Origin of the sequence: Paraburkholderia sediminicola, assembly GCF_046027355.1 — a bacterium.
Lineage (GTDB): Bacteria > Pseudomonadota > Gammaproteobacteria > Burkholderiales > Burkholderiaceae > Paraburkholderia > Paraburkholderia sediminicola_B.
Genome location: NZ_JAQQEK010000001.1, coordinates 552466 through 571667 on the forward strand (window position 1 = coordinate 552466; position 19202 = coordinate 571667).

Annotated in this window: 15 protein-coding genes and 1 pseudogene; 4 read left to right on the forward strand and 12 right to left on the reverse strand. The window is 63.1% G+C overall.

Annotated features, from left to right (window positions below):
• Positions 1–293: 293 nt before the first annotated feature.
• Positions 294–632: pseudogene (locus tag PQR42_RS02550) on the forward strand (aminotransferase class V-fold PLP-dependent enzyme); the annotation flags it as partial.
• Positions 633–726: 94 nt separating this feature from the next.
• Here the strand turns inward: PQR42_RS02550 and PQR42_RS02555 are convergent.
• The 4 genes from PQR42_RS02555 to PQR42_RS02570 form a co-directional block, all read right to left on the reverse strand.
• The gene (locus PQR42_RS02555; protein ID WP_408387642.1) at positions 727–1602 is read right to left on the reverse strand and encodes a glutamate/aspartate ABC transporter substrate-binding protein; all 876 of its coding nucleotides are present in this window, start codon (positions 1600–1602) and stop codon (positions 727–729) included.
• Positions 1603–1889: 287 nt separating this feature from the next.
• Entirely contained in the window at positions 1890–4943 is a 3054-nt protein-coding gene (locus PQR42_RS02560) for an efflux RND transporter permease subunit (RefSeq protein ID WP_408387546.1), read from the reverse strand.
• Positions 4944–4955: 12 nt separating this feature from the next.
• On the reverse strand, positions 4956–6107 hold the full coding sequence (locus tag PQR42_RS02565) for an efflux RND transporter periplasmic adaptor subunit (RefSeq protein ID WP_408221651.1): 1152 nt from the start codon (positions 6105–6107) through the stop codon (positions 4956–4958).
• A gap of 165 nt (positions 6108–6272) precedes the next feature.
• On the reverse strand, positions 6273–7772 hold the full coding sequence (locus PQR42_RS02570; protein ID WP_408387547.1) for an efflux transporter outer membrane subunit: 1500 nt from the start codon (positions 7770–7772) through the stop codon (positions 6273–6275).
• Between the two features lie 475 nt (positions 7773–8247).
• Between PQR42_RS02570 and PQR42_RS02575 the strand changes: the two genes are divergently transcribed.
• Positions 8248–8820, forward strand: a complete 573-nt coding sequence (locus PQR42_RS02575; RefSeq protein ID WP_408211113.1) for an OsmC family protein — start codon at positions 8248–8250, stop codon at positions 8818–8820.
• Between the two features lie 288 nt (positions 8821–9108).
• On the opposite strand, the gene PQR42_RS02580 is transcribed toward PQR42_RS02575, so the two are convergent.
• Together PQR42_RS02580 and PQR42_RS02585 are read right to left on the reverse strand one after the other, a co-directional pair.
• Positions 9109–9870 (reverse strand): SDR family NAD(P)-dependent oxidoreductase, encoded by a 762-nt coding sequence (locus PQR42_RS02580; protein WP_408387548.1) that lies wholly within the window; start codon positions 9868–9870, stop codon positions 9109–9111.
• Between the two features lie 29 nt (positions 9871–9899).
• Positions 9900–10640, reverse strand: coding sequence for an SDR family oxidoreductase (locus tag PQR42_RS02585; protein ID WP_408387549.1), 741 nt, complete (start codon positions 10638–10640; stop codon positions 9900–9902).
• Positions 10641–10907: 267 nt separating this feature from the next.
• On the opposite strand from PQR42_RS02585, the gene PQR42_RS02590 reads away from it, so the two are divergent.
• Positions 10908–11849: an AraC family transcriptional regulator gene (locus tag PQR42_RS02590; protein WP_408281843.1), complete on the forward strand. Its 942-nt coding sequence runs from the start codon at positions 10908–10910 to the stop codon at positions 11847–11849.
• 43 nt (positions 11850–11892) lie between these two features.
• On the opposite strand, the gene PQR42_RS02595 is transcribed toward PQR42_RS02590, so the two are convergent.
• Both PQR42_RS02595 and PQR42_RS02600 read right to left on the reverse strand, forming a co-directional pair.
• Positions 11893–12786, reverse strand: coding sequence for an HpcH/HpaI aldolase/citrate lyase family protein (locus tag PQR42_RS02595; RefSeq protein WP_408211102.1), 894 nt, complete (start codon positions 12784–12786; stop codon positions 11893–11895).
• Positions 12783–14015, reverse strand: a complete 1233-nt coding sequence (locus tag PQR42_RS02600) for a Zn-dependent hydrolase (RefSeq protein ID WP_408387550.1) — start codon at positions 14013–14015, stop codon at positions 12783–12785. Before PQR42_RS02600 ends, PQR42_RS02595 begins: the two co-directional genes overlap by 4 nt.
• Positions 14016–14155: 140 nt before the next feature.
• Here PQR42_RS02600 and PQR42_RS02605 point away from each other — a divergent pair, with 140 nt between their 5' ends.
• Complete coding sequence (locus tag PQR42_RS02605; protein WP_408211096.1) at positions 14156–15121, forward strand: LysR family transcriptional regulator; 966 nt, start codon at positions 14156–14158, stop codon at positions 15119–15121.
• Here PQR42_RS02605 and PQR42_RS02610 read toward each other — a convergent pair.
• From PQR42_RS02610 to PQR42_RS02625, 4 genes are all read right to left on the reverse strand, one after another.
• On the reverse strand, positions 15115–16041 hold the full coding sequence (locus PQR42_RS02610; RefSeq protein WP_408211093.1) for a 2-hydroxyacid dehydrogenase: 927 nt from the start codon (positions 16039–16041) through the stop codon (positions 15115–15117). The genes PQR42_RS02605 and PQR42_RS02610 overlap by 7 nt on opposite strands.
• A gap of 66 nt (positions 16042–16107) precedes the next feature.
• A complete protein-coding gene (locus PQR42_RS02615; protein ID WP_408387551.1) occupies positions 16108–16923 on the reverse strand; it encodes a class II aldolase/adducin family protein in 816 nt (271 codons plus the stop codon).
• Positions 16924–17003: 80 nt separating this feature from the next.
• The gene (locus PQR42_RS02620; RefSeq protein ID WP_408387552.1) at positions 17004–17663 is read right to left on the reverse strand and encodes an RraA family protein; all 660 of its coding nucleotides are present in this window, start codon (positions 17661–17663) and stop codon (positions 17004–17006) included.
• Between the two features lie 25 nt (positions 17664–17688).
• A complete protein-coding gene (locus PQR42_RS02625; RefSeq protein WP_408211085.1) occupies positions 17689–19041 on the reverse strand; it encodes an MFS transporter in 1353 nt (450 codons plus the stop codon).
• Positions 19042–19202: the final 161 nt, after the last annotated feature.

Genomic DNA, 19202 nt, shown 5'->3' on the forward strand with positions numbered 1-19202 from the left:
GCGCCCATTGTCCGGCGTGTTTCATTCGAAGGAGTTCGAGCGAGTCAAGAGCGGCACGTGCCGCGTTCGCGTTCCTTTGTGCGAGCGCGAGCGCCGTTCTGCGGCGCAGGACGCGCAATCCGCGTATGCGGGAAATCAAGGTCCACTGCCGCGCTGTCTTCGCCAGTGCACTCATGTCTGAGCGGACGGGGCCGCACACCCATGCTGCGCAACACGTCGATGGCCGGATAGTGGCCGGCGCCGCCCAGACGCGCCGAGCGCTGAATGTGTCCGTCCAGCAGGAAGCGGGTGTGGAGCGTGCGCTGCTCACCGCCTTGCTGGACGGTCACGGTGCGCGACGCGGTCTCAGGCGGATCGATGGCGTCGACGTATTGTGGGACTATCACGACCTGAGGAAGCGCGACCTGATCGTCGGCATCGCTTTCGCGAATCTGAAGCCGACCGACGCCGTGCGCGAATACGAAAAGCGCGGCGTCATCGTGTATGAGCGCGTGGCATCGAGTCTCTACTCGGGCCGTATGCTCAAGTCGTTCAATCTTGATGGTGCGGTGCGGATATCGCCGCTGCATTGTCATTCGCCGCGCGATGTCGAGCGTTTTCTGGCGATTACCGAGGAACTGGCGGCGATCTGAAATTCGGCCCGGGATGTCCGGGCCGTGTTGCGTGACGCGTCTGCAGCCATGCGCAGATCACCGTTTCGACCGCGCGCCGCAGCATCGCCCAATCTCAGTCAAAGGCCTTGTCGTTTGGCGCTGCGTACAACTTTTCCAGCGCCTCGCTCATGGGAAAGTCGAAATTGATGCCCTTCGGCGGTACCGGCTTCATGAACCACTTGTCGTACATGGTTTTGATATCGCCGCTTTTCATCACGTGAATCATGACGTCGTCAACCAGCTTCCTGAACTCCGGGTCATCCTTGCGAAGCATGAAGCCATATGCTTCGGACGACTGAGGCGTTCCCACAATGACCCAGTCCGCAGGCTTGGCCGTCAGCGAGCGCGCGCCGGCAAGCAGGACGTCGTCCATCATGTAGGCCACGGCCCGGCCGGTTTCGAGCGTGACACGGCCTTCACCGTAATCCTTTGCGCTGATGATCTGCATGTTCATCTTTTTCTCCTCGTTCATTTTCCTGAGGAGGCGCTCAGACGTGGTTCCCTGGTTGGTCACCACGGTCTTGCCGGCAAGGTCCGCGAAATCCTTGATGCCGGAGTCCTTGCGCGTCAGAAGACGCGTCGTGGCAACGAAGAACGTGTCGGAAAACGCGACCTGGTTTTGCCGGGACGTCAGGTTCGTCGTCACGCCGCATTCGAGGTCGACGGTGCCATTCTGCACGAGTGGAATGCGGTTCTGTGAAGTAACCGGTATGAAGCGGACGTGCAGATCGGCGTGGCCGGTTTTGGCCTTCACCGCGTCGATGATCCTGTTGCACATATCCTGGGAAAATCCGATCACCTGATTATTCGTATCAACGTACGAAAACGGCACGGATGTTTCGCGGTGTCCGATCGAAATCGAATTCCCGTTCTGGATTTTTGCCAGGGTCGACTGCATCTCCTGCGCCGAGGCGGTGGTCGAAACAACGGCAAAAGTCGCGAGGGCCATCAGCAGCCTGTGTTTCATAGCAATTTCCCCATCGTGGTGAGAACCCGTCTCTGTGCGTGTGCGCGGCGGGTCTGATACATATGTTGCCAGAAAAATATTTAACGCAACATATGTTAACCACTGATGTGCAAACATTCGGCAGGAGTCAGGCCACGCCGGGCAGCATCGTCGCCAATACGGCAGTGAGCCCGGTGGGCGGCCGTTTCGCGGAGCTGAGAACGAAGGCGGACGCTCTTGGCTTCCCGAGTCCGCGGTAAGCAGGCATCGTGCGTGAGACGCTCATTGCCTTAACCCGCCTTCGGCGCTCCAGCGTCCTGACGATGATCGGCGGCGAGAAACATATACATCGCGGGCACCACGAACAACGTGAAGAGCGTGCCGATCGACAGCCCCGTGAAGATCACGAGCCCCATCGCATTGCGGCCCGCGGCGCCTGCTCCCGAGGCGACCACGAGCGGCAGGACGCCGAGCACCATCGCCGCCGTCGTCATCAGAATCGGGCGCAGCCGCACGCCGGCTGCTTCTTCCAGGGCTTCGCGCTTCGATCTGCCGGCGTGTTGCAGTTCGTTGGCGAACTGGACGATCAGAATGCCGTGCTTGCTGACGAGCCCCATCAGCGTGACGAGCCCGACCTGCGTGTAGATGTTCAGCGTCGTCAAGCCGATATTGATGAAGATCAGCGCACCGAACAGCGCCATCGGTACCGAAATCAGAATCACGATCGGGTCACGGAAACTTTCGAACTGCGCCGCGAGCGCAAGGAACACGATGATCGTCGCGAACATCAGCGTGATCACGAAACCGCCGGACTCCTGCACGAACTGCCGCGATTGCCCCGAGTAATCCGCCGAATAGCCTGCTGGCGCGGCCTGCGCGGTCGCCTTGCGCAGAAAGTCGAGCACCTCGCCTTGTGACACGCCCGGCACGATCACGCCGGAGATCGTCGCCGAGTTGAGTTGCTGGAAGTGGTTGATCGATTCCGGCACGACGTTGTGTTCGAGATGCGCAATCGTCGAAGCCGGTATGACACTGCCGTCCGGCGTGCGCAGGTAGTAATCGAGCACCTGCGAAGGATTCAGGCGGTCGGTTTGCAATACCTGCGGAATCACCTTGTACGAGCGCCCGGCAATCGAGAAGTAGTTGACATAGCCGCCCCCGAGCGCTGAACCGAGCGCTTGTCCGACGTCGCTCTGCGAGAGCCCGAGCGAGGCGACCTTGTCGCGGTCGACGACGAGCGTGGCTTCCGGCTTATCGAGCTTGAGATCGCTGTCGACGAAGAAAAACATCCCGCTCGCGCGGGCCTGTTGCAGAACTGCCTGTGAGACCTCGTTGAGGTTCTCGAAAGGCTCGGTCGTGCTGATGACGAACTGCACCGGCAAGCCCTGCGAGCCCGGCAGCGGCGGAAACTGGAACGCCGCGACGCGCGCGCCGGCAATCTGATTCCATTTTTGCTGCAATTCCTGCTGCAACGCGGTCGCGCCCTTGCTGCGCTGATCCCACGTCTTGAACAGCACGCCGCCGATCCCCTGGTTGAGTGTCGGTGCGCCGGTGAGCTGGAACATCTGCGAGTATTCAGGGAAGGCCTTGGATATGTCGAATACCTGGTCCGCGTACGTCTGCATCTGCTGGATGGTCGCGTTCGGCGGCCCCTGGATCTGCGACAGTACGATCCCCTGATCTTCCTGCGGTGCGAGTTCCGATTTCGACGTCATGAACAGGTAGACCGTGCCGCCGAGCAGCAGCGCGCCCATCACGGTGAATACGGGCCACGTGTCGAGCGTCGCGTGCAAAAGCCGGCCGTAACCACGATGAACGCGCTCGAACTGGCGGTCGACGAAGCGCGCGAAACGCCCCGATTCCTGCTCCGCGCGAAAGAAGCGCGAGCACATCATCGGCGACAACGTGAGCGCGATCACACCGGACACCGTCACCGCGCCGGCCAGCGAGAAGGCGAACTCGGTGAAGAGGGCGCCCGTCAGGCCGCCCTGAAAACCGATCGGCGCATACACGGCGATCAGCACGACGGTCATCGCGAGGATCGGTCCGCCGAGTTCGCGCGCGGCGATCAGCGCGGCATCGAAAGGCGCCTTGCCTTCCTCCTTCATGTGGCGATCGACGTTCTCGACGACGATGATCGCGTCGTCCACCACGAGCCCGATCGCGAGCACCAACGCGAGCAGTGTCAGCAGATTGATCGAATAGCCGAGCAACTGCATCACGAAGAACGTGCCGATGAGCGACAACGGCATCGCGATCAGCGGCACGACGACCGCGCGCAAGCTGCCGAGGAACAGGAAAATCACCGCAGTGACGATCAGCAGCGCTTCGACCAGCGTCTTGATGACTTCGACGATCGCCGTGTTGACGAAATCGGTTGCGTCATAAACGATCTCCCCCGTCATGCCGGTCGGAAACTGCTTCTGCAGCCCGGGAAAGATGGCCTTCACGCGCTTGGCGACATCGAGAATGTTGGCGTCCGGCGCGACCTTGATGCCGATGAACACCGAACGCTTGCCGCTGAACGCCACGTTGAAGTCGTAGCTGTCGGCACCGAGCACGACGTTCGCGACATCTTCGAGGCGCACGATCGCGCCGTTCTTCTGCTTGACGACAAGTTGCTTGAAGTCGTCGACGGTATGGAGGTCCGTGCCCGCGTTCAGGTCGACGCTGACCATTTGCCCCTTCGTCGTGCCGAGCGTCGCGAGATAGTTGTTGTTGCCGAGCGCCGTGAAGACGTCGGCGGCCGTCACGCCGTGCGCGGCGAGCCGCGTCGCATCGAGCCACGCGCGCAGCGCGAACTGCCGCCCGCCGAGGATTTCGGCGGTCTGCACGCCTTCGATCGAATCGAGCTTGGGCTTGATGACACGCAACAGATAATCCGTGACGTTGTTGCTCGGCAGCACGTCGCTGTAAAAGCCCATGTACATCGCGTCGGTGGTCTGCCCGGTCTGTACCGTCAGCACCGGCTGCTGCGCCTGCGGCGGCAACTGGTTGCGCACCGAGCCGATCTGCGTATTGATCTCGGTCAGCGCGCGGTTCGCGTCGTAGTTCAGGCGCAGCGTTGCGGTAATGGTCGAGACGCCGGTGCTGCTCGTCGACGACATGTAGTCGATGCCTTGCGCCTGAGCGATCGCCGACTCGAGCGGCTGCGTGATGAAGCCCGCGATGGTGTCGGCATTCGCTCCGTAGTAGGCCGTGCTGATCGTCACGACGGCGTTTTCGGTCTGCGGATACTGGCTGACTTTCAGAGCGGCGAGCGAGCGCAGCCCGAGCACGAGGATCAGCAGGCTGACGACCGAAGCAAGCACGGGGCGCCGGATAAAGAGATCGGTGAAGGTCATCGCGCGGCCTCTCTATTGTTCCTGAGGCGTCGGGTTCGGATTGTCCGTCGGCTGCACGCTGTTATTGATGACGAGCGGCGTGCCGTTCTTGAGCTTGAGTTGCCCGCTCGTCACGACCTGCGTGCCGGCGTCGACCCCTTTGAGGATCGCGACCTGATCGCCGCGCGTCGGGCCAGGCGTGACGAACACCTGCTGCGCGACGGGCAGCGCCTTGCCCTGCGCGTTGGGTTGCGTGCCCGGCTTGACGACGAACACGGTCGCGCCATAGGGGTTGTAGGTGATGGCGGTTTGCGGCAGCGTCAGGTAGCGCTGTCCGGCGCCCGCGTCGATCTTCACGTTCGCGTACATGCCCGGCAGCAGCTTGCGCTCGTGGTTGTCCACGCTGGCTTCGATCTGCACGTTGCGCGTGGTGCTGTCGACTTTCGGGCTGACCGACTGGATCTTGCCCACGAACGTTTGCCCGCTGTACGCATTGGTATCGACCACGATGGTCTGGCCGATCGCGAGCTGGCCGAGCTGCTGCTGCGGCAGGTAGAAATCCGCGTAAATCGGATCGATTGCCTGCAGCGTGACGATCGCATCGCCCGGATTGAGGTACTGCCCCGGATTGATCGTGGTGATGCCCAGGCGCCCCGCAAACGGCGCGCGAATGGTCTTCTTGTCGACGAGCGCCGCCTGTTGCGCGACCTGCGCCTTCTTGCCCTTCAGGTCGGCGGCGTCCGCGTCGAGCTGCGCCTTGGCGATCGCCCTGATGTCGTATTGCGCCTTGTCGCGCGTGTAGACCGTCTGCGCGAGTTCTGCGGCTGCCTGCAGCGACTGGAGCAGCGCCACGTCGCTGTCGGCGTTGAGTCTGACGAGCACTTGCCCGGCTTTCGCTTCCTGCCCCGAGTTGAATGCCACCTCGCGCACGAGGCCTGCGACTTCAGTGGTGACATCGACACCGCGCACGGCGCGCAGGCTGCCGACCGCCGCAAGCTGCGGTTGCCACTGCTGATAACCGGCGACGACTGCCGAGACGGTAGCGGGCGGTGCCGAGTTGCCCGCCATGAACTTCGCGAACATATGCGTGCGGAACACGTTGAAGCCGACGAGCGCGGCCAGCAGCAGGCCGACACAGATCAGCATGATCACCATCCGTTTTGTCATCGGTTTTCTTTCGGTCATCGTGATGTCCTTGCACGGCATTGGGCGAAAGCGCCGGACGGTTCGTCCCTTCGTTCCTTCGTTTCTGACGGCGCGTGTTGCAAAGAGCGGTGAAGCGAGTGTCCGGTCGAAGGTACGTCAATGCGTCAATGCGTCAATGCGTCAATGCGTCAATGCGTCAATGCGTCAATGCGTCGTTGCGGCGGTGGCCGGCGCGGCGTTCCACCAGCCGCCACCGAGCGCCTGGAAGAGGGCCGCGGTGTCGGCGTAGCGGGCTGCCTGGGCCTGCGCGAGGCTCACCACCGTTTGCTGGTACTGGCGTTGGGCATCGAGAAGCGACAGGTAGCTCACCCCGCCGACGCGATACTGCCCACGCGTCAGTTCCAGCGAGTCGTTGGCGGCACGCCAGGCATCCGTCTGCGCTTTCAGGCCGGTCGCGTCGTGATCGAGCGCGCGCAGCGAGTCCGCGACGTTCTGAAACGCCAGCAGCACCGTTTCGCGGTATTGCGCGTCGGCCTGCTCGTACGCCGCCTCCGCCGCGCGCTTCTGCGCGCTCAGTTGGCCGCCGTGGAAGACCGGTTGCAGCAGGCCGGCGCCGAGGCTCCAGATCGTGCTGCCCGCCTTGAATACCTGGGCCGGCGTCAGGGCCTCGGCGCCGTAGCTGGCGGACAGCGTGATCTGCGGATACATCGCCGCGGTGGCCACGCCGATTTGCGCGCTGGCCTGATGCAGCACGGCGTCGGCGGCGAGAATGTCAGGCCGCTGCTGCACCAGCGCCGACGGCAGGCTGACAGGCAGCGTCTCGGGCAACGAAAACATCTCGAGCCTGAATTCGGGCAACGCGGTATCGCTAGGCAGTTTGCCGGCCAGCACGGCGAGCTGGTGGCGCACCTGGTCGAGTTGTTGCTGCAGCGGTGGCAGCGTTGCGCGGGTCTGCGCCAACAGGGTCTGCTGCGCGAGCACCGCCGTACGGCCCACGCCTCCCAGTTCGAACTGCTTGCCGAGTACGCCGAGTTGCTCGTCTTCTTCCGCGGCGATCCGCTCGGTTGCGTCGATCTGGGCACGCAGTGACGCTTCCTTGACGGCCGCGGTCACGATGTTCGCCGACATCGCGAGATAGGCGGCCTGCAACTGAAAGCGCTGGTAATCGACTTGCGCGTGCAACGCTTCGAGTTCGCGCCGTGCGCCGCCGAACACGTCGAGTTTGTACGAGACGTTCACCGATGCGTTGTAGAGGTTGAACTCGTCGACGAGTCCGGGCTCGCCGAACGTGACGCCGTTGAACTTTTCGCGCGTGGCGCCCAGTTGCGCGTCGACGCTGGGCAGAAGGGTGCCGCCGGCTTGCGCGGAAAAGTTTTCGCGCGCCTGCCGAAGGGCCGCTTGCGCCGCCGCGATGTTCGGACTATTGGCGAGGGCCTGACGGATCAGCGTATCGAGCGGCTCGCAATGAAAGAGGGCCCACCAGGCGGCGGGAATGTCCTGTCCCGGCATGAAGCGTTGCGGCAAGCCGGCGGCACCCGGCGAAGAGGCCGTCTGTTCGGGCAGTGGCGAGGCGGTGTAGGTGTCGGTAGCCGGCGCGGGGGCAGAGCGGTAGTCAGGACCGACCATGCAGCCGGCCACTGCGGCGCAGCCGCATAGCGCGACGCACAGGCGCCGCTGCCGGACAATACGCTTAACGTCGATCATCGATCCACCTTATATCGCCTGCGTTTTGATTAAACGAGCGAGCGGATGCGGATATTCGGGCAACGTGAACTTTCGGTGTTTCTCTTCCCGCCTGACGCCGCAATCTACCATGCGGGACGATAGCTACGCGTAGCCTAGCACGGTCGATTGCTGCGCTCGCACACGAGATCACGTAGGCAGTGCGCTAGAGAGTCTTGCAGACCGCCACCGTTGCCATGCCCGGCGCAACGTTCATCCACACGCATCCAATCTGATCAGGCGTTTCGGTCATATCTTACGGCGACCTGATCATAGAACGCCGCTTCTCCCAAACGTACATTTGAGCCACCGGAATGCCAGGTCAGCCGCCTGGTTCTGGGCCGGTAGCGACCGTGACATCACGCAGACCAGGGCATGCGCATGCAGACCGCGCTCGCCACTGCGCAATGAGATTTGCCGAAGCTCAACAATCCACGTTTTGTACAGGAGATGGAACATGAATGCCAATGCACAGACCCATGAAGCCAATGTCGTCAACGGCCTCAACGTCGACGACCTGTTCTCCCTGATCGAGGGCGTCAAGGGCGATGCATCGAAAGCCACCACCAGTTGGCGCGTTGCTACGACCTGGCAGGGCCAGGCCCGGAGTCACTCCGAGGTAAAGGGGTTCGCGATCGGAGGGCAGGACGTGTCGCGTCGATTCACGATCGATATCGATGAGCCTCTCGAACTCGGCGGCTCGAACCAGTTCGCCAATCCTCAGGAGCATCTGATCGCGGCGCTGAACGCTTGCATGACGGTGGGTTACGTGGCTCAGTGCGCTGTTCGCGGAATCACGCTTCAATCGCTCGAGATTGAAACGGAGGGCGACATCGACCTGAGAGGATTTCTCGGGATCGACCCGAATGTGGCAAACGGCTACGAGAGCCTGCGTTACACCGTTCGTATCAAGGGCAGCGGCACCAAGGAACAGTTCGCTGAAATCCACGACGCAGTCATGGCCACATCTCCCAACTTCTACAATCTGGCGAATGCCGTCCCCTTGAAGTCCACGCTTCTGGTCGGGTGAACTTCGCGATGCAGGGCGGCGCGACTGGAATCTTTTCCGTCGCGCCGCCTTCCAGTGGCGGATCGAATCCAGGTTTTCGCCAGATGTCCGGTGTTGACGTTACTCGACGAAATCCGTCGCTTCGGGAGAGCCTTTCCAGGCGTCGACGCCGTGTTGAACCGCTGCGGTCTTTTGCGCCGCGCCGGCGACAAGCCAGATTTTTGCAGACTTGATCATGATGATGTCCTTTGATAGATCAGTAATACGAACGTAATTCGGGGCGATTGTTTGAAGGAAGGTGGCCGTGGATTACTTGAGCGCCACGCTCATTCCACCATCGGCCATCACCACTGCGCCGACGATATAGCTAGCTTTATCGGACGCCAGAAAGGCGATCACTTCGGCGATTTCCCGCGGATCGGCTGCCCGTTTGATCGGCGCGCTCTTGCCGTGCGCGGCGAGAAAAGCCGGTCCGTCTTCGTGCGTGTGGTTCGTGATGTTCGTCACCGCGTCGCCCGATCCGACCGCATTGACGCGAATGCCGTGATCGATCGCCTCGAGCGACATGGCGCGCGTCAACTGGGCGAGCGCACCTTTCGATGCCGCGTAAGCGGCGATCAGCGGAAACGCCTGGTAGCACGCGTATGAGCCCACGTTGACGATAGCGCCCGTCTTCCCCGGCATCATCGCGCGCATTGCCTCGCGCGAGAAAAGGAACGCGCCGGTGGAATTGACTGCCTGAATGCCGTTCCAGTCGTCGAGCGTCATTTCAACCACCGGCTTGTTGATGATGATGGCCGCGTTATTGACCAGAATGTCCAGCCTGCCAAAGCGTTCCGTCGCTGTCGATACGGCACGCACCGCGCTTTCTTCGTGCGCGACGTCGGCGATGAGCGGTACGATCCCCGGCCGCGCCAACGCTTCGACGTTGGCGCCGCGATCGACGGCGATCACGGTGGCGCCTTGGGCGTGCAGCAGCTCGGTGGTGGCGAGTCCGATGCCGCTAGCCGCACCGGTGACGATGGCGACTTTGCCGGCGAACGGCTGGTCTATGGATACGGGTGAGGTCATGATGAAATTCTCCTTGGGGAAGGGGATTGTTAGAAGGGACTTGCCGTCGGACGCACGACGAGTTCGCTCACGTCGACATCCGCCGGCTGCTCGATCGCATAGGCGACTGCGCGCGCAATGGCGTCGGACGTCAACGCGATCCGGCGGAAGTCACGCATGGCGGCGCGCGCCGTTTCGTCGGAGATCGAATCGGCCAATTCCGACTCCACGACGCCTGGGCAGATCACGGTCACGCGAATCTTGTCGGTTTCCTGCCGCAGACCATCCGAGATGGCGCGCACGGCGAATTTGGTGGCGCAGTACACGGCCGCCGTCGGCGTGACGGACAGCCCGCCGATCGAGGACATATTGATGATCTGGCCGAACCCTTGGCGCTCCATGGTCGGCAGTACCGCGGCGATGCCGTGCAACACGCCGCGCACGTTCACGTCGATCATGCGATTCCACTCGGCCACTTTGAGCGAACTCAAGGGCGACAAAGGCATCACGCCGGCGTTGTTGACGATCACGTCGATACGGCCGAAGGTGTCCAGCGCAAACTGCGCAAAAGCGTTCACATCGGCAGCCGACGTGACGTCGAGTGCCCGATAACGAACCGAGCCGCCGCTTGTCTGGAGTTCTTCGGCCAGCGCCGCGAGTCGTTCGGTGCGCCGTGCGCCGATCACGAGCTGATGCCCCTGGGCGGCGAGCAGCCGAACCGTTGCTGCGCCGATACCGCTGCTTGCCCCGGTGATGAGGATGACCTTGGGGTGGTTGGTTTGCGTTGTCATGGTGCGTTCTCCGTTCCGATAGTCCGTGCAGGTTCGTCTGAGGGGACGCTACGGAGCCTGCACATGAGGGAGCAGGGCAATCGCGGCGGCGTCTCTCGAGCGTTTCGGCTGCACTGCGCAACCGATGACCCATCTTATGAGCGGGCCACCTGCATGCGAATACACGTGACAATGGCGGTATTGCCTATTCCTATCGACGTGGGTGGTTGCCCGTTGATCGAGTCCGGCGGAATCGCTTAACCTGACCTGGCGAAAAAAGGAGTTCTCGTGACCGTTGCCGACAACCCGGTTTCCACAAGAATGGTGAGCCTGCTTGGGCGTCTGGCGCCGAATGAGGGGTACACCCAGTCCGCCTTGGAATCGGTGCGGTTCATGCGCTCGAACCGGCCGCTGGGGCGCACGCCCGTGCTGTACGAACCCAGCATCGTGATCGTGTGCCAGGGGCGCAAGCTGGGCTTTCTGGGCGAAGAGGTGTACGTCTACGATGCGCAGCACTACCTGATTCTGTCGGTACCGTTGCCGTTTTCCACGGAAACCGAGGCGAGCGAGTCCGAGCCGATGCTGGCCGTGTCGCTGCGGCTCGATCTCACCGATCTGACCGACCTGATTCTGGCGATCGATCAATCGGCCTGCCAACAGCAAGGCACGCCGCTTGGGATCGTCTCCACGCCGCTGGAGGGCGATCTTGCCGACGCCACGTTGCGCCTGCTACGGGCGCTGAGCTCGCCGCTCGATGCGCAGGTGCTCGGGCCGGCAATCGTGCGTGAAATCTGCTATCGGGTATTGGTCGGGGAGCGTGGTGCGGCGATGCGAGCGGCGCTCGCCCATCAAGGCCGCTTCGGCAGGGTGGCCAAGGCGCTGCGGCGGATCCACACGGACTTTGCCGAGCCACTCGATGTCAGCCGTCTCGCCGACGAGGCCGGCATGAGCGTGCCGGCATTTCACGCCAATTTTCGAGCCGTCACGCAGACTTCTCCGATCCAGTACATCAAGTCGACGCGGCTTCATCAGGCGCGCCTGATGATGATCCGCGACGGCTTGACGGCCGCCTCGGCATCCGCGCGAGTTGGCTATGAGAGCCCGTCGCAGTTCAGCCGCGAATTCAAGCGGTTTTTTGGACGCTCGCCGGTGGATGAGGCTCGGGACATGCGAGCGTCTTTCGCGCTCTCGCCCGCAGCGAAGATCGACGATTTTGTTGCGTCTCACTGATAGTCGGCAACGCGTGAAACGCCTGTTAACCAGGCGCAATGCGTCATTCGGTTGGATTGAACAGCTCGTAGCGCGAAATCAGCCGTTTTGCGTTATTCAGCTCCGGGTAGTCGATCCATGCGGAGCCTGATGGCCCGGCGCTGGCGTTGACCTGCTGCGCGCGATGCGCTTCGACCAGCGCGCGCGCGGCGCGCATGTCGGCTTCAGAAGGCGTGAGCGCGCGATGTATCGCCGGCACGTGCTCCGGATAGACGACGCTCTTCGAGGCGAATCCGAGCTGCGTCGATCGTTCCATGTCGCGCTCGAGAACCGCCGCCGATCGCCACGTGCAAGGCAAGTCCACGGGGACGCAACCGGCGGCCACGCATTCGATCAGAAAGCGGCTGCGCGCGTACAGCAACTCCTCGCCGGCCGGCGTGCGCCGCGCGCCGAGATTCGCGGCGAGGTCCTCGACGGCCAGCATGCAGCAGGTTATGCGCGGACTGATCTGAAGCAGTGCTCCCAGATTGACCAGACCCTTTGCGGATTCGATAACTGGAACCATCTCCGTCGAGCCCGGCGCAATGTCCAGCCTGCGCTCGATGTCGGCCAGCGCGCTGTCGAGCGCCGCGAGTTGCGCCGCGCTCTCTGCATGCGGCAGAAAGATCGCCCGGGGCCGGCCGGGCATGACGCCTTCGAGATCGGCATGGCCGTCGTGCTCCAGTTTATTGATTCTTACCGAGGCGATCGTGCCGGCTGCGTCGGCGCGAGGCAGAAAGGCCACAGTGCGTCGGCGCGCATCCGGACGCTCGGGTGGCGACGTCATCTCCTCGAGGTCCACCACGACGGCGTCCGCGCCACTCCGAAGGGCGGCGGCATGCGCCGTGTCGTCGTTGCCCGGGACAAAGAGCCATGTGCGCCGCTGATGGGGCGGCCGGGGAGGGCGATGGGCATTCATGCGGCGTGCCCCGCGCGTGCGAGCATGGCGTGCAGCAGTACATCCGCGCCACGCCTGACGTCCTCGGGCAGCGCGTCTTCGGCCTCGTTATGACTGAGACCGTCGACGCAGGGGATAAAGATCATCGCGGTCGGACAGTGCTTCGCGAGATGAATGGCGTCATGGCCGGCGCCGCTCACGATGCGCCGATGCGGATAGTCCAGCGTCTCGACTGCATGGCTCACGGCAGCAATGCACTGCGGATCGAACGGCGTGGCGGGGCTGACCCAGTGCTGGCCAATGTCCACCGAAAGCCGTCTGCGTTTCGCGACGGCATCGAAACGCTCGCGCAACTGGACTTCCATTTTGTCAATCAGAGCGTCGTCGGGATGGCGCAAGTCCACGGTGAAGCTCAGGTCTGCCGCAATCGTGTTGCGCGAAGCGTTGCGCACCTGCCATTCGCCGATGGTCGCGAGGCCCTGCGGGAAGAAATCCGCGGCGATGTTTTCCAGTTCAGCGGCCATTTCCGCGCTGGCGAACAGCGCATCGCGACGGTACTGCATCGGGGTCGTGCCGGCGTGCGCGGCCTGGCCTCGCACGCGGACGTCGAGCCAGCGGATCGCCTGGCCGCCCGTCACGACGCCGATCGGCACGCCGCTTTCTTCGAGCACGGGACCCTGTTCGATATGGGCCTCGAAGTAAGCATCGAACACGACACCGGGCACACTGCGCGCGCCGGCGTAACCCGTCGCCTGCAAGGCCTCCTCAACCGTCGTGCCTGCCGCGTCACGCGTGTTCAATGTCTGCGCGAGCGGCATGACGCCGGTGAATGCCGCCGAGCCGAGCATGGCCGGCGTGAAGCGCGCGCCTTCCTCGTTGGTCCACACCACGATCTCGATGGGCTTGTCGGTTTGAATATCCGAGTCGTTGAGCGTGCGTACGACTTCGAGCGCGGCCAGCACACCATAGACGCCGTCGAAGCGGCCGCCTTCCGGCTGGGTGTCGAGATGGCTGCCACTCGCGACCGGTGCCGTCTCCTGCTGTCTGCCGACGCGCCGTGCAAAGAGATTGCCCACCTGGTCGACGGACAATGTAAGGCCCGCCTCCGTACACCATCGCGAGAAGAGCGCGCGACCGGCCGCATCTTCCTCGCTCAGCGCAAGACGCCGGCATCCGCCGCCTGCCGTGGCGCCGATCGCCGCCATGTCCATCAGGCTCTTCCAGAGCCGTTCTCCGTTGATTTTCAGCATCACTACTCCTGAAGCCGCGGCGTGAGCGCCGCGTCGGGTTCGTCGTGATGCCTTTATCGGGAATCAAAAATGATTAGTAAAATTTTTAATTCTAATCCTAAGTATAATTTTGATGGATGATGAAACCTGTGAGGCTCAGCGTGAGCAAAGATCGCCCGGATACTTACCTGAACGACCGTCTCGACTGGAATCTGCTGCGCACGTTTCTCGCGATTGCCAAGGAAGGCAGTGTGAGTCGTGCCGCAACCAGGCTGCATCTGACGCAGCCCGCTGTCAGCCAGGCGTTGCGCCGGCTGGAAGAGCAGCTCGGCCTGCGGCTCGTGGACCGGCACGGTCCACGCATCGAGGTCACCCAGGCCGGGATTGAAGTGAAGCAGATTGCCGAGGATGTCTACGGCACGATCTCGCGTCTTTCGCTCGCGAATGTGGACCGCGATCACGACATTTCCGGCATGGTGCGCGTGAGCACGGTCAGCGGAATCGACTTTCCGGCCTACGATACCTTTCTCGCCGAATTCCATCGCACCTACCCGCGCATCGAACTCGAAAGCCAGGAAATGCGCAGCGCGGACGTGGTGAACAGCCTGCAGCAGAAGTCCGCGACGCTTGGGCTGACGCCGCGGCGCGCGCTGCCCAGGCGGGTGGATAGCCGCGTGTTTCTGCGGCAGCGCTACGCCCTTTTCTGCGGACGTCATCACCCGCTCTTCGGGCGCAGCGATCTGCGCATCGCCGATCTGGCCGGCGAAAAGTTCGTGTCCTTCACGGGCGACAAGGTGGGCGATCATCTGTCGCCGCTCACGTTCTTTCGCGACGAGATGGGTTTCACCGGGCGCGTGGTCGGTTCGTCGTCGAGCATGACCGAGGTCAGGCGTTTCATCTTCGCGGGCTTTGGCATCGGCTGCCTGCCGGAACACATTGTGCGCGACGATGTCGCCCAGGGACGCCTTCAGCGGTTGCCGCCGGATGAGGGCGTGGCCGACCTCGACATCTACATGCTGTGGTCGGTCGACCGGAAGATGAGTGCGGCGGAGTCGGCGTTCCTCGATTCGCTCAACGCATTTCTCGACGCACGCGAAAGCGAGAGCATGCCTCTGGAAGCTCAGTAGCCGCGCGATACGTCGACCACGTTTTGCAACGGCTCGCCGCGCGTCAGCAGGCGAGCGTTGTGCGCGACCTGCATGCCGATCGTCTCCGAACTGGCCACCGACGCCATGTGCGGCGTGACGATCAGATTCGGCGCGCGCCACAAGGCGTCGCCGGCGGGCAAAGGCTCAGTGGGAAATACGTCGACGATGGCGCCGCCGATCTGTCCGCGGGTCAGCGCCGTGATCAGGTCGGCGGGCACGAGATGCTCCCCGCGCCCGACGTGAATCAGTTTCGCGCCAGGCGGCAAGTGCTCGAACGTGGCGGCGTTGAGAATCCAGCGTGTTTCGTCCGTCAGCGGCAGCAGGCAGACGAGGATGTCCGTGCCCTGCAGGAAAGGCCTGAAACCTTGCGGGCCGGCGTAGGTGGCGACACCGGGCAGCTCGCGCGTGTTGCGCGCCCAGCCGCGCACGGTGAAGCCAAGCCGCTGCAGGTCGGTGGCGACGCGGCTGCCGATTTCACCGAGTCCCATGATGCCCACCGAGCAGGCGGACGGATCGCGCTGATCGTGACGGAACCAGCGTTCGAGACGTTGATTCGCCATCACACGGTCGAGCTGGCGATGGTAGTGCAATACGCCCCAGGTGACGAATTCGCTCATGCCGCGCGCGTGTTGTGGATCGACGACCCGGCACAGCGGGACGGCGGGAAGGGCCGGGTCCGACAGGATGTTGTCCACGCCCGCCGCGATGCTATGCACGAGCCGCAGTTTCGGCAGCGATGCCAGGGCGCCGGCAGGCGGGTTCCAGCAGACCGCGACTTCCGCGTCGCAAGGAGATCGGGCATCGTGCAGGACGACATCGAGTTCCGGGGCTGCGCGAAGAATCGGCGGCACCAGATGCGACATGTCGTAGTCGCGGCTCATCAGGACAAGTTTGGTCATGGGGTCGGCGGCGCTCAGGCCGGGCATCGGCGCTGAGCGCAAAGGCAATGAGAATGGGGAATGAGGCTAGCTGCGGTAATCGGATTGCGGGTCGTCGATCAGACGGAGCGCGGCTTGCCACGCCAGCTCCGCGATTTCCGCCGAATCCTCGCGATCGAACTGGCTCGCGGTCAGTTCACAGACTTCGCGCGGCGGGATGCGCAATGCGCTGCCGCCGGCCAGCGCCTGAATCTGCGCCTGGCAGGCACGCTCGAGGAAGTAGATCTCGTGGAATGCTTCGGCGGCCGTGGTGCCCGCGGCCAGCAATCCGTGATTGCGCAGGATCATCGCCTTGCAGGTGCCGAGATCGCGAACCAGACGTTCGCGTTCGCCGAGTTCCAGTGCGATGCCTTCGTAATCGTGGTAGCCGAGCTTGCCGTAGAACTTCAACGCATGCTGGCTGATCGGCAGCAGGCCTTGTTCCTGGGCGGATACGGCGGTTCCGGCGGCCGTGTGCGTGTGGATCACGAAATGCAGGTCGTCCCGCGCGGCGTGAATCGCCGAGTGGATCGTGAAGCCCGCGGCGTTCACGCGGAACAACGCGGGCTCGGTTTGCGCGCGCTCGTCGATGACCTTGCCCTGATGATCGATCTTCACCAGATCCGAAGCGCGCATCTCGTGGAACAGGACGCCATAGCGATTGATCAGGAAGGCGGCTGGCTCACCCGGCGCGCTCGGCAGACGCGCGGTAATGTGCGTGTCGATCATGTCCGTCATGCGGAAATGCGCGACGAGCCGGTAAAGCGCGGCCAGTTCTTCCCGCACATGCTGCTCTTGATCGGACTGCGCGCCGCGTGCAGCGCGCGATTCCAGCGCAGGATCGGATAATTGCGTCGTTTGCATTTGAAAAGACTCCGAGGTTCGCACTTGCTGTCGAGTGCGTAGTGTTCGCCGACGTGAGAGGACACGTCAATTTCATTGTTCTAATGCTGACCATTAGCATCGTGAATACTGGCGTGCCCTGCGCACTGAAGGACGTCGCGAATGGGCTCGCCGGCGTCGAGGCGGGCAAGCGTCGCGGGTTCCGCGAGATCCGATGCGAGCGCCATGGCGATCACGTCCGCGAGCGTCGCGGCGTTGGTAAACAATACGCCATTATCGTCGGCGAGGACGATGTCGCCGGGCCGCACCAGCACGCCCGCGCACATGACGGGCTCCATGAAGACGCTGGTGCCGGCATCGAGCTTTTTGGTCGTGAGCAAGGTCGTGCCGCGCGCGAAGACGGGCAGGCGTGTGCGTTGCAGCTCGGGCAGATCCGTCACCACGCCGTCGACAACGATCCCGTTCGCACCGGCGTTTAGCGCGGCGCATGCGGTGACCGCGCCGACCGGGGCATGCGCGTGGTCGCCGCTCATGTCGATTACGAGGACGTCACCGGGATTGAGATGCGAGAGCGCACGGTTCACCGCGACCGCATCGGGCGAACCGAGTTTGAGCGTTGCCGCTCGCCCGATCACTTTCACGTTGGGCACGAGCGCGCGGATGTGGTGGTCCGCAAAGCCCTGTTCCAGAAAGTGGCCGAGCGTCGGAAAGCTGACGGTTTGAAGCTTGCGCAGCAAGGTGCTGTCGATTGGAGCGTGCATGGTGTCGAGATCCGGTATCGAACGTTTATGACAGGCTGGCCGTGGTGGCACGGGCGCGCGCGCCGGACGAGATATCCCTGCGCAGTGTTTCGGCCAGCAGCACGAGCGCGATCGCGGACACCGCCGCCGAGCCGATCATGTACCAGGCAACCGACGAACCGCGCCCCGTGGCGGACAGCAGCGCCGTCGTCACAATGGGCGTGGCGGCGCTGCCGAGCAGTCCGGACAGCATGTAGCTGACGGACAGCCCGGAATAACGCACCTCGGTGCCGAAGAGTTCGGCGAGGAAGGTGGCGATCGGGCCATAGTTGGCGGCGAAGGCGGTCATCATCAGCAGATAGCCGAGGAGCGCGAAGGAAAAGTCGCGGGTGTCGAGCAGCCAGAAGAGCGGAAACGCAAGCAGCGCCTCAGCCACGATGCCGCCGATGATCACCGGCTTGCGTCCCACCACATCGGACAGCCTGCCGAAAGCGGGCAGCAGCACGATGCACAGCGCGCAGGCGATCAGGGCGATGGAGAGCATGACGTTGCGCGAAAAGCCTAGCGTCTGCGTGCCGTATGTGAGGCCGAACGCGACAATCAGATTGAACGACGTGCCGGTCGACATGGTGGCGATGCCGCCGAGCAGCACCTGCTTCCAGTAGCGCGTGAGGACGTCGGCGATCGGCAGCTTGACCTGCGCGGACGCTTCCTTGACCTTGCGGAACGACGGCGTCTCGGACGTATTCAGGCGGATATAAAGCCCGACGCCGACGAGCAACGCGCTGGCGAGGAACGGAATACGCCAGCCCCACGAAAGCAGGGCCTCGTTCGTCATGACGGCGTTGCTGAGCAGAAACGCCAGATTCGCGATGAGAGTGCCTGCGGGAACGCCGACCTGCACCCACGAGCCATACAGCCCGCGTTTGTTTTCAGGCGCGTGCTCCACGGCCATCAGCACGGCGCCGCCCCACTCGCCGCCGAGCGCGAGACCCTGAACGATGCGCAGCGTGAGCAGCAGAATAGGCGCCCAGATGCCGATCGACGCGTAGTTCGGTAGCAGTCCGATGGCGAACGTGGCAATACCCATGATGACGAGGGAAACCAGCAGCATGGCCTTGCGCCCGAGCCGGTCGCCAAAATGGCCGAAAAGCGCGGCGCCGACAATACGCGCCAGATAGGCCGAGGCGAAGGTGCCGAAGGCGAGCAGCGTGCCGATCAGCGGCACGAAACCGGGGAAAAATACTTTGTTGAAGACAAGCGCGGAGGCCGTTGCAAAGACAAACAGGTCGTACCACTCGACGGTCGTGCCGATCACGCTCGCGACGGCGATTTTCTTCATGTCGCTGGGCGAGTCGTCCGGCGCGGGTGGCGTGTTCGCGGGGCGGTAGGAACTCATGGGCTTCTCCTGGGGCATGGCGGGGTCGGTGTTGAACGCAGCCATTGCGCGCATGGCCTGGTGCCTTTATCGGAAGCCAAAAACAATAAGTAAAAGTCTGTTTTCTAATCCTGAGTATTAGCGGGGCGAATGATCCCAGATGAAAAAGAGCTCGCGCAAAA

Bases quoted from the DNA above. Each gene is read 5' to 3' on its own strand.
- PQR42_RS02555 (WP_408387642.1), bottom strand. From the start codon at position 1,602: ATGGCCCTCGCGACTTTTGCCGTTGTTTCGACCACCGCCTCGGCGCAG.
- PQR42_RS02560 (WP_408387546.1), bottom strand. From the start codon at position 4,943: ATGACCTTCACCGATCTCTTTATCCGGCGCCCCGTGCTTGCTTCGGTC.
- PQR42_RS02565 (WP_408221651.1), bottom strand. From the start codon at position 6,107: ATGACCGAAAGAAAACCGATGACAAAACGGATGGTGATCATGCTGATC.
- PQR42_RS02570 (WP_408387547.1), bottom strand. From the start codon at position 7,772: ATGATCGACGTTAAGCGTATTGTCCGGCAGCGGCGCCTGTGCGTCGCG.
- PQR42_RS02575 (WP_408211113.1), top strand. From the start codon at position 8,248: ATGAATGCCAATGCACAGACCCATGAAGCCAATGTCGTCAACGGCCTC.
- PQR42_RS02580 (WP_408387548.1), bottom strand. From the start codon at position 9,870: ATGACCTCACCCGTATCCATAGACCAGCCGTTCGCCGGCAAAGTCGCC.
- PQR42_RS02585 (WP_408387549.1), bottom strand. From the start codon at position 10,640: ATGACAACGCAAACCAACCACCCCAAGGTCATCCTCATCACCGGGGCA.
- PQR42_RS02595 (WP_408211102.1), bottom strand. From the start codon at position 12,786: ATGAATGCCCATCGCCCTCCCCGGCCGCCCCATCAGCGGCGCACATGG.
- PQR42_RS02600 (WP_408387550.1), bottom strand. From the start codon at position 14,015: ATGCTGAAAATCAACGGAGAACGGCTCTGGAAGAGCCTGATGGACATG.
- PQR42_RS02610 (WP_408211093.1), bottom strand. From the start codon at position 16,041: ATGACCAAACTTGTCCTGATGAGCCGCGACTACGACATGTCGCATCTG.
- PQR42_RS02615 (WP_408387551.1), bottom strand. From the start codon at position 16,923: ATGCAAACGACGCAATTATCCGATCCTGCGCTGGAATCGCGCGCTGCA.
- PQR42_RS02620 (WP_408387552.1), bottom strand. From the start codon at position 17,663: ATGCACGCTCCAATCGACAGCACCTTGCTGCGCAAGCTTCAAACCGTC.
- PQR42_RS02625 (WP_408211085.1), bottom strand. From the start codon at position 19,041: ATGAGTTCCTACCGCCCCGCGAACACGCCACCCGCGCCGGACGACTCG.